The organism is Dactylosporangium sp. NPDC051485, from assembly GCF_040682015.1.
Taxonomy (GTDB): domain Bacteria; phylum Actinomycetota; class Actinomycetes; order Mycobacteriales; family Micromonosporaceae; genus Dactylosporangium.
In genome coordinates this window covers 73,170-86,233 of the sequence record NZ_JBFAZW010000036.1, presented here as the reverse complement: position 1 = coordinate 86,233, position 13,064 = coordinate 73,170, and the positions used below count along the sequence as shown (strand labels likewise).

The 13,064-nt window shown below is 70.1% G+C and carries 13 protein-coding genes; 2 read left to right on the top strand and 11 right to left on the bottom strand.

Annotated elements, in window-relative coordinates; all coding sequences use genetic code 11:
• Positions 1–485: 485 nt before the first annotated feature.
• From AB0M46_RS21805 to AB0M46_RS21785, 5 genes are read right to left on the bottom strand one after another with little or no spacing between them, the layout of a single operon-like run.
• Positions 486–1,181 carry a histidine phosphatase family protein gene (locus AB0M46_RS21805; protein ID WP_363338619.1) on the bottom strand — a complete coding sequence of 232 codons (696 nt, stop codon included), beginning with the start codon at positions 1,179–1,181 and terminating at the stop codon, positions 486–488.
• Positions 1,182–1,209: 28 nt separating this feature from the next.
• Complete coding sequence (locus AB0M46_RS21800) at positions 1,210–1,899, bottom strand: HAD family phosphatase (protein WP_363338617.1); 690 nt, start codon at positions 1,897–1,899, stop codon at positions 1,210–1,212.
• 19 nt (positions 1,900–1,918) lie between these two features.
• Positions 1,919–2,542, bottom strand: a complete 624-nt coding sequence (locus AB0M46_RS21795; protein WP_363338615.1) for a methyltransferase domain-containing protein — start codon at positions 2,540–2,542, stop codon at positions 1,919–1,921.
• A gap of 21 nt (positions 2,543–2,563) precedes the next feature.
• On the bottom strand, positions 2,564–3,469 hold the full coding sequence (locus AB0M46_RS21790) for an aminoglycoside phosphotransferase family protein (RefSeq protein ID WP_363338613.1): 906 nt from the start codon (positions 3,467–3,469) through the stop codon (positions 2,564–2,566).
• Positions 3,466–4,221, bottom strand: coding sequence for a hypothetical protein (locus AB0M46_RS21785; protein WP_363338611.1), 756 nt, complete (start codon positions 4,219–4,221; stop codon positions 3,466–3,468). Before AB0M46_RS21785 ends, AB0M46_RS21790 begins: the two co-directional genes overlap by 4 nt.
• Before the next feature lie 47 nt (positions 4,222–4,268).
• Between AB0M46_RS21785 and AB0M46_RS21780 the strand changes: the two genes are divergently transcribed.
• Positions 4,269–5,330 carry a phosphotransferase gene (locus AB0M46_RS21780; RefSeq protein WP_363338609.1) on the top strand — a complete coding sequence of 354 codons (1,062 nt, stop codon included), beginning with the start codon at positions 4,269–4,271 and terminating at the stop codon, positions 5,328–5,330.
• Here AB0M46_RS21780 and AB0M46_RS21775 read toward each other — a convergent pair.
• The 6 genes from AB0M46_RS21775 to AB0M46_RS21750 form a co-directional block, all read right to left on the bottom strand.
• The gene (locus AB0M46_RS21775) at positions 5,314–6,588 is read right to left on the bottom strand and encodes a glycosyltransferase (protein WP_363338607.1); all 1,275 of its coding nucleotides are present in this window, start codon (positions 6,586–6,588) and stop codon (positions 5,314–5,316) included. The two genes, AB0M46_RS21780 and AB0M46_RS21775, sit on opposite strands and share 17 nt — an antisense overlap.
• A 5-nt stretch (positions 6,589–6,593) precedes the next feature.
• Positions 6,594–8,117 carry a hypothetical protein gene (locus AB0M46_RS21770; RefSeq protein ID WP_363338605.1) on the bottom strand — a complete coding sequence of 508 codons (1,524 nt, stop codon included), beginning with the start codon at positions 8,115–8,117 and terminating at the stop codon, positions 6,594–6,596.
• A complete protein-coding gene (locus AB0M46_RS21765; RefSeq protein ID WP_363338603.1) occupies positions 8,114–8,806 on the bottom strand; it encodes a PIG-L deacetylase family protein in 693 nt (230 codons plus the stop codon). Before AB0M46_RS21765 ends, AB0M46_RS21770 begins: the two co-directional genes overlap by 4 nt.
• Positions 8,807–8,895: 89 nt before the next feature.
• Positions 8,896–9,360 carry an NUDIX domain-containing protein gene (locus tag AB0M46_RS21760; RefSeq protein ID WP_363338601.1) on the bottom strand — a complete coding sequence of 155 codons (465 nt, stop codon included), beginning with the start codon at positions 9,358–9,360 and terminating at the stop codon, positions 8,896–8,898.
• Entirely contained in the window at positions 9,357–10,490 is a 1,134-nt protein-coding gene (locus AB0M46_RS21755; RefSeq protein WP_363338599.1) for a DegT/DnrJ/EryC1/StrS family aminotransferase, read from the bottom strand. Before AB0M46_RS21755 ends, AB0M46_RS21760 begins: the two co-directional genes overlap by 4 nt.
• A complete protein-coding gene (locus AB0M46_RS21750; RefSeq protein WP_363338597.1) occupies positions 10,477–11,502 on the bottom strand; it encodes a zinc-binding alcohol dehydrogenase in 1,026 nt (341 codons plus the stop codon). The genes AB0M46_RS21755 and AB0M46_RS21750 overlap by 14 nt, the downstream gene beginning before the upstream one ends.
• Before the next feature lie 356 nt (positions 11,503–11,858).
• Here AB0M46_RS21750 and AB0M46_RS21745 point away from each other — a divergent pair, with 356 nt between their 5' ends.
• The gene (locus AB0M46_RS21745) at positions 11,859–13,055 is read left to right on the top strand and encodes a helix-turn-helix transcriptional regulator (protein WP_363338595.1); all 1,197 of its coding nucleotides are present in this window, start codon (positions 11,859–11,861) and stop codon (positions 13,053–13,055) included.
• Positions 13,056–13,064: the final 9 nt, after the last annotated feature.

Here is a 13,064-nt window from a genome sequence, read left to right as displayed (position 1 = left end):
GGGCCACCGGCATGCCCCACCCGCCCAACACCACAACAACACATCGGCTATCAGCGATATTTGGCTCACGCCTCCGCTACCCGCGGATCCGGGTCTGAGATCGCTGCCATTGCCGCCCTGAGCCTCATGGTTGCGTCCCGCCGTCGATGGGCCGTCGTTTGGCTGCGCAGTTCGGTACGGACGATGGCTAGGACGGCGTCGGCGGGGTGGCCATCCGGGTCGCCGATGGTGGTGGTGTAGGCGTCAAAGGTGACCGGTGCGGACGCGCGGATGACGGTGACATCGGGCCACAGCTTGCGGCAGGTGGCGTAGGCGTTCGTGCTGCCGCAGCGAGTCGGGCGGCGAGCCGGCCTGCGGGCGGCCCCAGCACGACTCACGTGCTGCCTACCCGGTGCAACCTTCGGTGTGTGAGGCTCTAGGCACCCGATAATCGTCCATGTAGTCGGTTAGACACGTTTGGGCAGTTTGTTGTCGTTGCTCGTGCGTCAGCCAGTCAGGCTTGATTTGCCTGGTCTTACACTCGATCTGCCAACGATGGCTTTGGGTTGGTGAGGCGCTGCACAGGTCAGATGATGATGATCGTTGTGTGCGATCAGCGTTCGTCGGTGTGGCGTGATCCGCCATTGGGTCAGGCTCGTGTTTGCTACCTCGAGTCGTGCTGTTGGCCGACTATCGGTCGGCAGCCCGATGAGGACTTGGTGGATTGCTTCGACCGTTTCCGCGTGCCCGACGAGGAGGAGCACCTCTGCGGGATGCTGGTCGGTGATCTTGTGTAGTAGCCGTTCGGTGCGGGTGACGTATTCGGTCCATGGCTCGCCACCCACTGCCAGCGGCAGCGAAGGGTCACTGGTTCGGCCGGTGGCCCGTGCTTCGTCGAGGACTTCCTTCCAGAGGCGTCCGTCGGCGTTGTCGCCATAATCTGGGTCGCGTAGTTCATCGATCGTGACAAGAGGCTTGCCGAGCCGCTCTGCCACCGGTTCAGCAGTCTCTGCCGTCCGCCGTCGAGGGCTGCTGTACACGACGGTGGCCTGCCCGGCGAATTGCCGGTGGAGCCGGTCGGCGAGCAGGTCTGCCTGTCGACGTCCGAGGTCGGTCAGTCCGGTGCAGGTGCGCGGTCCGCCGATGGTGCCCCTGACGTTGCAGTGCGCTTCGGCGTGACGGATGACGACGAGCTCGGTCACGGCACGGCTCCAGCAGGTGTGCGGCGGGTCAGGCAGTTCGCCGCGCGTCGGATGGGAACAGGAGCATGTTCCGCAGCCGTGGGTCGGCGAGGGTGGGGAACTCCATGTGTGCGGCCGGGAGCGGCATGTCCGGCTGCGAGGGTACGCCGATGACGTAGAGTCCGGCGGCGCGGGCGGCTTGGGCGCCGAGTGCGGAGTCCTCGACGGCTATGGCGGTTCGTGGGTCTGCTCCGAGTTGCTCGCACGCGTATCGGTACACGTCAGGGGCGGGTTTCGGGGCGGCGACGTTGTCGCTGCCGGCGATGACGGCGAACAGGTCGGCGAGGCCGAGCTGGATGAGGTACTGCTCGACGATGCCGCGCAGCGTGTTGGAGGCGACGCCCAGGAGTCGGCGTCCAGCGAGGCCTGCGAGCAGGTCGGTGACGCCGGGCATCGCGGTGACTCCTTGCCCGTGGTTGGAGGTGACCAGGGCGATGACCTCGTCGCCGAGTGCGGTGTGCTGGCCGGGCAGGTCGAGCAGCCGAGCGAGTTCGTGGCCGAGGTCGATGCGGGTCAGGCCGACCAGCCGGTGCCGGTCGGTCCTGGCGAGTTTGCGCTGGTGCCGGGTGAACAGGGTTGCGTATGCCTTGTCCCAGGCTCCTTCGGTGCTGACCAGGGTTCCGTCGCAGTCGAAGATGACGGGTCCGTCGGGGATCGTGCGGGGGTGCAGCTCGGTCATGGTGAGCTTCCTTTCCAGTTCAGGCCGTCCGCCGGCGGGCGGCAGCGCAGACGGTCAACGGGAAGTGGGGGTCGTGGTGGTTGAGCTCGCCGGGATGGAGCTCCTCGGTGGCTTCGCCGAGCAGCGCGGCGAGGCAGGTGCGCAGGTTTCCGTAGCCGGTGACGGACACCTCGCCGTGCCAGCCGGCGAACAGCTGGCGGAGACCGGCGGGGGTGAACCGCCACCGGTCTGCGTCGCCGCCGCTCGGGCTGATCCGGGCGACGGCCGGGACGGTGACCAGCAGCGCTCCGCTGGGTTTCAGCGCCTGGGCGCAAGCGTTGATGGTCTGGGCGGGATCGGGGAGCAGCTGCAACGTCTGGGTGAGCACGATGCAGTCGAAGCGGGCCGCGGGCAGGCTGTCGGGGGTGGCGAGATCGGCGAGCAGGGTGGCGGCCGGGTTTGCCGGGTCGACGTCGATGATCGTGGTTGAGGTGAGCCGGTTGCCGCCGTATCGGCGTAGGTAGGTGTCGTTCTTGACTTCGGCGGCGTCGCCTCGGATCAGGTCGGCGTGGGCGGTCAGGAAGTCGGCGATGTACGGGCGATCGACTGGGGTTCCCCGGTCGTAGCCGTAGCACTGGGACAGTGGCCGCAACGGCAGGTCCATCGGTCTCCTTCCGGCGAGACGTCAGGGGGTGTTGGTCAGGGCGTGGCAGCGGTCGGTGGCGAGGGCCAGGTCGGCGCGCAGGCGGGCGAGGCGGTGCTCCCGGCACGGCAGGTTGGCGTGGCGCCGGTGGGAGACGATCTCCCGGCAGGTGACCAGGACGACGGCCAGCCAGAACCCGGCTTGTAGGTCCCGGCCGCCAGGGATGAGGCTGACGAGATCGCGGGCCGTGGGATTGTCGGCCAGGAACGTGAACAGCTGCGCTTCGTCGTATCCGCGCGGGCGGACGGCGGTGAGTTCGAGGTCGATCAGGGCGGTGCCGATCTCGGTGCAGGTCTCGGTGCCAGCGCTGGTGTTGATGGCGTTGCCGAGGTGTGCGTCGCCGTGGGTGAGCTGGAGGCCGATTCCGGCTATGCCGAACAGTCGGATCAGCCGGTCCTTGGCGTCGGTGGTGAGCAGGTCGTCGGGCAGGGCGTTGATCTGCTGCTGGTAGTCGCTGTCGTCGGGAAACAGCCCACGTTGGCGGCCGAGCGGCCACTGGTGGAGGCGGTCGAGGGTGTGGAGGAGGCGGGTCACCGCATCGGCCGACACCGTGCCGGCTGGCGGATACCGGTCGGGGTGCAGCGGCCCGCCGGGCACGCGGGTGAGGATCAGCAACGGCGCGTCGACGTCGGCGGCGACGAGTTCGGGGACCGTGATCGGTGGCGGGTTGTCGGCTAGGGCCCGGTAGACGGTGATCTCTTGGCGGCACCGGTCCTGCCACCAGGGCCGGAGGTCGGTGGGGTGTTTGGCGATCACTGCCCGGCCATCGACGGTGCCGTGCTGCAGCTGTGAGGTTCCGGTCGTGATGGGTGGTCCGACAGCGATGAAGCCGGGACAGATCCGGTGCAGCGGTCCTGCCGCTTGGTCGCTGTTCAGGGCTTGACTCATGACGGCACCGGCTGCGCCTGCTTGGTGATCGCATCGGTCAGGTGGGTCCACGGCGGGATGGGCCGGCTGCGGCGGGTGTCGGCGGACAGGAACCGGGCAGTGGCTGCGGCCAGCGTCGGCACTGGCATGGTGCCGTCGAGGCGCAGCACCTGGTCCGGGGGGAGCAGGTCCAGCCAGGTGGAGCAGACCGCGCTGATGCGGGCTCGGACCGCGGGGTGGTCCAGGTGGTCGGCGACCGGTCCCCGGGCGGCCCGGCGTGCGGCGGTCACGTCGTCGGGGACGCTGACGTACACGTAGCGGTCCGGTGTGAGGATTGTCCCGGCTAGGGCGGCGTGGGTGTAGCGGTGCGCGGCGCCGGTCGGGTCGGCCGGAACGCCGAGGGCCTGCATCCCGTACTCGTGGGCGATCAATGTCAGCGGGCTCCGGTCGAGCAGCACCATCCGGTCGGATCGGTCGGATCGGTCGGATCGGTCGGATCGATCGGGTCGGTCGTTGGCGGCGCGGTGGCGCAGCTGTGTCTTGGCTTTGGTGGTGCGGAGTGCTTCAAGGTGTTCGAACTGCTGGAGGGCTGCGCTGACCGCATCCTCATCGGTGGGAGGCCATGCCGGCAACGGGGCGAGGTCGGTGTATTCGGGGGCGATGACCGCGCCGGTCAGCTCCGCGACGGCCCGGACCAGGGTGCTTTTGCCCGCGAAGCAGAGCCCTTCAACGGCGGTGACGGTGAGCCTGTCGCCGGAACGGGTGAACGTCACGGTGCGCCTGCTGTCCCCGGACCGGCCGGTGCTGGTACGAATAGGTCGTGGTGACAGAAGCGGCGGGTGGGGCGCATGTGACCGATGAGGCCCCGGCGACCGCGGACCTCCCTGTTGTGGCCGCGCGGTTCGGCCTGGGTGAGATCACCGACATACGAGTGATCACCGCCGGGACGATGAACCGCAACTGGCGGGTCACCACGACGCGCGGCGTGTGGGCGGTGAAGCAGGTTCTGGACGTCGATGCGGCCGCGGCCCGCCGCCAGCACCAGGTGACCATCGCGCTTGCCGGACGGGGCCTGCCGGTCCCGCCTGCCTGCACGCTCGCCGGCCATGGCGATGGCGGCCGGGATACGCTGCTGGACCTGCACGGCCGCCGCTACTCGGTGAGCGGCTGGGCTGCCGGTGTGCACCGGGAAGGCGCGACGCTGTCTCCGGCTGAGGCCGGAGATCTCGGCGGACTGCTCGGTGGTCTGCAGGTCGAACTCGGCCGGATCCTGCCGGACGTGCCCGAGACGATGCGCGAGGCCCCCACGGAGGCCGCGACCGCGAAGGACAGCATCGACCGGTACGCGGCGGCAGCCGCTGATCGCACCGACCCGGACGCGTTCGACGCGTTCGTGATCGAGCAGATGGCGGCGCGTCAGGTGCTGCTGGCTCAGGTCGCGCATCTGCGCCCGGACGAGGACGCGCCGGTCGGTCCGTGCGGATGGATCCACGGTGACTTCCAGCACCTGAACGTCCTCTACGGTGCGGACGGGGTCAGTGCAGTCCTGGACTGGGACCGGCTCAAGCCGCGCCCGGTCGCCGCTGAACTCGTCCGATCGGCGACGTTGTTGTTCGCCGGCCCGGACGGGTCGCTGGATCTGGGGCGGGTGGCGGCGTTCGCCGCCGGCTACAGGTCGGCCCGCCCGCTGCCGGACGCGGCGACCGTGGATGCCGTGCAGCGGCTGTGGTGGGAGCGGGTGTGTGACACCTGGCAGCTGCGGCGACGCTACGAGCGGCATGACACCTCCTGTGATCATCTGTTTCGCTCTGCTGAGGCGTTGCTGGCCTGGTGGACCAGCCACCGCGACGCGGTGACCGACGCATTCACCACACGTCGATAAGCGGTTGACCGGCGTCAGCGCACACAAGCGCCAACAGTTCGGTGACCTGCTCTCGGCTGCGCCCGGGCCGTAGCCCGCTGGTGACCGCCAGCGCACCTCGGCGCAGCCCGCTGCGCCATGCATGTTCCCGGCCCGGCCGTTGCGTCACGACGGCGACCGCGGAGGAGTACGCGATCCCGTGCTCGACGAAGTCGCGCCAGCAGCGGGCTGCCCACCGCCGGGCGCCGGGCAGGCTCCGGCCGGCGAAGAACGCGAAGAAGCTGCCGATCATCTCGGCGTGGAAGTCGTCATCGGCGACTCGGCAGCCGGTGTCCTGCCGGGGTACGGCCGCCAGATCGACCAGGTCGGCGAACCGGCGGCCCAGCCCAGGAAGCCACGTGCCCAGGTCGACGGGATCGACTGGGTACCGGCCGACCGCTCCCCATTTCAGGTGCGCGGCACCCAGCCGGGGATCGGGGCAGTGATACAGGTCGGCGCCGCTGTCGGTGAGGTCCGCTGACAGGTGCAGATGGTCGGAGTACGAACTCTTCCAGTCCGACAGGTCGACGAACCCGCCGGCGTGGTCCAGCGCCTGACGGTCGATCAGGCAGGTGCCGCCGATCAGCTGCACCGGCAGCGGCGCGACGATCCCGGAGTCATCCAGAAGCGGCGGCTGTGTTCCGTACTCGGCGGGCCAGGTGTGAAAGTGGGTGGCGAACTGCGCGCTGGCCGGGTCGAGCCGGCCGATCTGCGCCGTTGGATGCGTCTGCCGGGGTTGCAGCGCCCGGTAGTAGAACGGCACCATCACCGCGGCCGCGCGGCCATCGACGGTGCTGCGGAGCGTGTGCAGGGTGTAGGCCGCGCCGGACACGGTGTATGGGGTGAACACGCAGTCGTCGTCGCCGAACAGCAACCACGGGCTCCCGGCGGCGGCGACCGCCGCGTTCCGAGCCGCCGCGGCCCCCTGGTGGCCGGGCAGCCGCACCGTCCGAATGGGGATTTCGGGCCGGTCGCGGTAGCGGTCCAGGACGGCGGGGGTGTGATCGGTCGAGCCGTCGTCAACGACGACGACCTCGGCCAGCGCGGGCCCGGCCTGGCAGAGCAGGCTTTCCAGCGCCCAGACCAGCGGGTTGTCCCGAGCCTGCGCGCCGTCCGGGTCGAACGGGCACCGGTTGTACGTGGCGAGCACTGCCGACACCGACCTGGCCGGTGCCGCCTGGACTGCCCGGTCGAACCGGGCGTCGGCGGTCAACAGGGGTGGGACAGTGGTGGAACGCACGGCGGTCACCGTTCCGTCTTGCCGTGCGCCAGCTGGTTCCCGGCCAGCGCGGCGCGGGCCAGGTCGGCCAGGCACCACCACGGGCCGGCGCTGGACAGCAGCGCCGCCACGGTCATCGCGGCCACGTCTCGTGGCCGCAGGCGCAGCGGCGTCCCGGACGCCGCTGGTGTGCGGTTCAGGGCGGCTGCTGGGCCGGCGACGTAGGCGCCGATCGCGGCTGCTGCCACCGTGGCGGCGGCAGGCCGGTTGCGGGCCACGACCGGCAGCAGCAGGGTCGCGGCGACGGCGGTGGACTGGCCCAGCCAGAGACAACCCCGGCTCAGGCCCTGAGCTGTCAGCCACGCCCGGGAGCGCGGATCGCCGAGCCCAGCCTCGGCGGCGAGCTTCGCCGCCGCCGGGTACTGCGGGTAGGAGAAGAACCACTGCCGCAGCTGCCGGATCAGGCCGGCGACGTGCAACGGCGAGTCGGCAACCTCCAACAGCGGCAGCACGTCGATCGGCACCCCGGCCGCCGACAGCAGGTAGCCGTAGGCCAGGTCCTCGTTCATCGTCTCGGTCGGCATCGGCAGCTGCTGCCACAGGTCGGCGCGCACGAACAGGCCGTGACCGGTGCAGTGCCCGAGTCTGGGCCACCGGGCCGGTCCCCGTCGGGCCTGCCCGGCTTGGGCGCGCAGCCGTGGAATCTCGCGAGCGAGGCTCCACCGCGATTGCAGCAACCCGGCGCCGTCACACACCATCCCGGCCAGCCCGCCGCGGCGGCGCAGGGTGAGGGTGTGCACCGCTGACTGCTGCACCACCCGGCTGGTGGCCGTCATCGGCGCGAGCGCGGTCAGGGAGTCCGGGTGCGGCCGTGAGTCGGCGTTGTAGATCCCGATCCACACCCGGTCGGCGGCGGCACCCTGCTCGGTGAGCCGACCGAGCTCGCTGGCGACGGCGAGGGCGATCTGGTCGACCATCACTGAGCCCGGATCGGGATGATGGTGGTGCCGGATGGTGCCGCCGCTGTCCCCGGCGATTTTCTCGGCGAGCTCCACCGTTGTCGGGGTCTGCGCGAACTCCTGCTCGACCACGGTCCGGACGTCGATGTCTGCCCGGCCCGACAGGTCGGCGAGCCGACTCAGGATGTCCGGCGGCAGGACGCCGGCGAACCGGGAGGTCACCTGCTGCTGCTGGCGGGCCCGGGCCAGGAATCCGGCGAGCTGCGGCAGCCGCGCTCGTGCTCGCGCCCGGTCGTGATGTTCGCGTTCGGTGGTCGCCAGGACCACGGTCGCCGGTCCCCAGGCCGCGGCGAGCCGGGCGAAGTAGGTGCACGTCTGCGCGATCGTGGTCTGTTCTCGCAGCATCGGCAGGATCAGCAGCACATGCGGCCGCTCGGCCGCTGGGTTGCCGAGGGCGCGGTCTGGGGTGGGCCGGTGGCGTGTCAGCCATCGCACCGTCCTGGCGGCGGCCAGTGTGCCGCCGACGCCGCGCATGGCGACGGCTCCGGCAGCGGCCCAGCACACGGCCGCGGTCATGCTGCGGGCGGTCACGGCAGCGCTCCCAGCCGCAGCACGTCGAACGCCTCCCGGAACCCGCCGGTCGTGGTCACCCCACGCCAGGCCGACAGGGCCGTTCCGCCGGTGCCGACCTGGCTGGACTGGCCGGCGCCCTTGACCGCCGGCGACTGACTCTCGTAGCAGGTCAACGCCGTGATCTTGCGGTCGGTGTAGGGGGTCACGTCGCGGAGGAATGCCGGTGACCGGATCGGCTGCCACACCTCGTACCCGAGGACCGTGGGCACCCAGTGCGCCGGTCCGCAGTTGCCGAAGTTGCTGCTGCCGGACATGCCGGCGGCTCGCCACGCGAGTGCGAACGCCGCCTCATGGTCGAACGCTCCGTCGTGCGGGTGCGGCACGTACAGCAGCTCCGGTCGGCTGGCCCGCAGCTCGGTCAGCACCGTCATGAACTGCTCCACGTCGTAGGGGTCGATTCCCCCGTCGGGCAGCCGCAGGAACCGGACCCGATCGGCCGGGACACCGACGGCTGCGGCCGCGGCGACCGCCTCTCGGTTGCGGCGTCCCCGCAGTGCCTCCGGGTCGCTGTCACTACCGCCGCGCTCGCCGTCGGTGATGTGCGCGATCGTCACCTCGTCGCCGGCGTCGGTGTGATGCGCCAGGGAACCACCGGCGCCGATGATCTCGTCGTTGGGATGGGTGGCCAGGATCAGAACTCGTATCAACGAATGTCCTTTCCGGAACAGCGACGAATCGTTGGGGTCGGCTTGCTGCGGCAGCACCAGGCCGGCCGGAGACGTCGCAGCGGTAGCGGTCAGCGCAGGGAGTCGGCCCGGTGCGAGGCTGCGGTGATCAGCGCCGGAAGCTCCGGCGGGCAAGGTGTGTCGGCAATCTTCGTCACCGGAACCCAGCTGACCTCGCTGACCTCGCCGGCCTGAGCGACCAGTTCACTCAGGCCGTTGACCGGCTCGCACACATACACGAGGTCGATGTGCCGGTGGTCGCCGAACCGGTCGTCGCGGACCGGCATCTCGATGACCGTGAACGGCACCGGATGAGATGTAACTGCCGGATGGGTGAAGCTGGCCGGCGCGACGGCGCGCACCCGCAGGCCGGTCTCCTCCCGGGTTTCCCGGACTGCCGCGGCCGCCGGTTCCTCGCCGTCCTCGAGATGTCCGCCCGGGTAGAGCCAGAGCCCGGACCCGAGGTGCCGGACCAGCAGCACTCGGCCGGCGCCGTCGAAGACGACCGCTGACGCGGTCAGGTGCCGGACGGTCACGGCCGCTGGCCGAGTCGGGTGATCGCCGCGGCCGTCCAGCCGATCGCGTCGCGGGTCAGATCCGGATGGGCGGGCAGCTGCACCGTGCGCGCAGCGAGTGCTTCCGCGTTCGGGCACGTCGTGGCGTACGGGTGGAACAGCGGCTGTTCATACAGCGGCCGGTATCCGAATCGGATGCTGTCCGGCGGCAGGCCCGCCTCGGCGAACCCGGCCGCGATCCGGGTGGCGTGGCCGGGTTCGGCGAGCAGCACCATCGAGTAGTAGTTCGGTGCCGCGCCGTCCGGGATCGGCAGCTCGGACAGCGGTCCGCCATCGGGCAGCGCTGCCCGCAGCGTCCCGGCGATCGAGGCCCGGTCCTGCAACTGGCTGGTCAGTGCTGCGAGGCGGCGCAGACCGATCGCGGCCAGCGGCGCCGCGAGTTTGTAGTTGACGCCGTGGCCGCCGCGCAGATGCCCGAGATGGGTGTAGAAGTCGATCTTCTCGCCGAGTTCGGCATCGTCGGTGACGACGAAACCGCCCTCACCGGTAGCCAGCAGCTTGCGTTCGTGGGTGGAGAAGCACCCGGCGGTGCCGAACGTGCCCGCGTACCCGCCGCCGGGCAGCCGGGTGCCGTGCGCCTGGCACGCGTCCTCGATCAGCGCGATGCCCTCCCGGTCGAGGACCTGTTTCGCGGGCCGGTCGTCGACGGGATAGCCCCACAGCGGCAGGCTGATCGCGGCGACCGTCCGGCCGGTGATCTTCGCCGCGACGTCGTCGGGAGCGAGCGCGAGCCCGTCCGGGACGACGTCAACGATCACCGGAGTCGCGCCGCACGTCAGCACTGGTAGCGCTGTCGGTAGCGGCGCTGTCGCCGGCAGGAGCACCTCGGTGCCCGGGCCCGCGCCGGCCGCGACGAGGGTCGCGTGCAGTGCTGAACTGCCGGAGTTCACCGCGATGACGCGCCGGACCCCGAACCAACCAGCCAGGGCCTGCTCGTAGGCGGCGACGATCTCGGCGCCCCCGGAGAGCCGTCCGGAGCCGAGGACTTCACCGAGCGCGTCCAGCTCACCGGTCGGAGCGGGGAAGAACCGGTCGGGTACCGGTCGCGTGGCATCGAATCGGGCAGCCGTGACCGGGTTACTGGTGGTCATAGGTGAGCACCACCTTCACCGCGTCCTCGGGCCGGGTCAGCAGCAACGCGTACGCATCGGCGGCCTCAGTGAACGGGAACCGATGGGTGATCAGCCCATCGGTACTGATCAGCCCGTCGACGATCTGCTGACGGGCTGCCGCGTCCAGCCGGGCCTTGTCCCAGCGCGGGTGCAACCGGTGCGGGCAGCCGTTCACCGTCATCGACGAGCGCAGGACGATCCGGTTGCGGTGGTACTCCTCGCCGAGCCGCAGACCGTCCTGGCTGCCGTGGTAGGACGCGACGGTGGTCACCGTCGCTCCGACGCGCACGCACCGGATCGCCTCCTGCAGTCCGGCGTAGGCGCCGGTGGCCTCGATCGCAGCGTCCGCGCCGGCGCTGCCGACCAGACCGCGGACCTGGCTGGCGACGTCGCCGTCCCCGGCCAGGACGGTGGTGATACCGAAGCGTTGCGCGGCCTCGCAGCGCAGCGGGTGCCGGTCGACGCCGATGACGGTGGCGCCGTTGAGTCGGGCCTGCTGGGCCGCGAGCAGCCCGACGACGCCGAGCCCCATCACCACGACCGTGTCCCCGACGACCAGTTCGGTGTCGTGGACGGCGCCGAGCGAGACCCTGGCGAGGATGGAGAACACCGCCTGCTCGGGGGTGACGTGTTCGGGCAGCACGGCCGCAGCCGCCTCCGTGCCGTCCAGGACGTGCCATTCGGCGTGGGGGCGGTCGGCGATGATCAGGTCGCCGGGCCGGACGCCGGTCACCTCGTCGCCGCAGTCGATGACCCGGGCGATGCTTTCGTAGCCCGGGGCGACGGGGTACTGCCGGCCAGGGCCGGGCAGGTAGATGCGCGAGGCCGTCTCCCAGGTGCGGTGCAGGGCGGGTGCTTCGCCTCGCAGCCAGCCGATCTCGGTGCCGCCGCTGATCGCGGACAGCACCGTCGCGGCCAGAACCTCCCGAGGGCCGGGTTGCGGCAGCGGGCTCTGGGTCAGCTCGATCCGGCCCGGCCCGGTGATCGTCACATGACGATTGACCGTTGCGGTCGTGCGGCGGGCCAACTGTGTGGCGGGACTGCTCAAGGCTCCTCCTGGTGAGGGTTCCGTCCGGACATCGACGGTTCGTTGTACGTCGATATAACGAACAGTGCCTTGCGGGTAACCTTCAGTGAAGGGCCGCGATGGCCTACCCGTGATCCGGCCACCGGCGGGGCGGGCCATGTCGGCACACCCCACGCTGCTGGCGATCTTGGGTATGTCACAGCGGCATACGTCGATGCCAAAACATCGCCTGACGCCTGATCTGATCAGCACGCGCAGGCCTCACTGACAGCAGACCCGCGTAAAGTTGTAAGGACGGAACCCGGAAGGAGGCCACGTACATGATCGGAGAACAGATCGCTGTTCTCCGGCGCGCACGCGGCATGACCCAGGACCAGCTGGCCGAAACGGCCGGCGTGTCAGTCGACGTGATCCGCCGGCTCGAACAGGGAGTACGCCACTCCGCCCGGATGAACACCCTGTCGAAGATCGCCAACGCGCTGGCCTGCGAGATGTCGGTGATCATCGTCCCGCGCACCACGTTCGCACCGGAACCCGACCGCGGCATCCCCGCCATCCGCGAGGCGATCACCCGATCAACCGTCGACCGTCTCGGCGGTCTGGCTGATACCGACGCCGATATCGACCTTCCACGCCTCAGCGCCGCCGTTGACAGCGCCTGGCAGATCTGGCAGCGCGGCGACTACAGCATCCTCGGTCGCCTCCTGCCCGACCTTATCGCCGAGGCCCGACACGCCAGCGAGGAAACCAGCGGGCAGGACAATGAACTTGCCCAGTCGCTCCTAGCCACCGTGTTCGAACTCGCCGCTGGCGTCACCGTCATGCTGGGCAATGAAGATCTCGCCTGGCTCAGCGCCGAGCGTGCCGTCACCGCCTCGGAACAATGCTCCGACCAGGTAACCCGCGCGTCAGCCGTCTACTGGGCGGCGTGGATCTTGCGTAGACAAGGGCGCTACCGCGAAAGTCTCGCCGCCGCGACCCGCGCCGCGGAAACACATGAGCCCCTCCTGACCCGCGCTACCCCTGAAGAACTCACCGTATGGGGCGGCCTGCTGGTCAACGCTGCCGGAGCCGCCGCCCGCAACGATCAACCCACGAAAGCAGACGAACTGCTGACCGTGGCCCGCAGCGCCGCCGTACGCCTCCAACGTGACCGCGTCGACCGGTGGAGCGTTTTTGGGCCCCGCCTCGTTGCTCAGAGCTTCGTCGTCAACGCCACAGAACTCGGCGATTTCGAAGGTGCGGTCGAACGTTCTGCCCACCTCGACGAAACGGGCAGCAGAGTCCCTCCCACTTGGGAGGCTCGCTATCTGCTGGCGCTGGCCCAAGCCCAAACCGAGCTTGGACGCGATGCCGCCGCTGTGACATCGCTATCTCAAGCGCGGGCGGTAACCCCGGAATGGATCCGGTATCACCGTCTCGCCCGAGATCTCACGCTCGAACTCCGGGGAAGGATCGGCCCGGGTCGGCATCCAGACCTCGACGCTTTGACCGCGCACCTCCAGATCACAGCCTGACGCCACCGA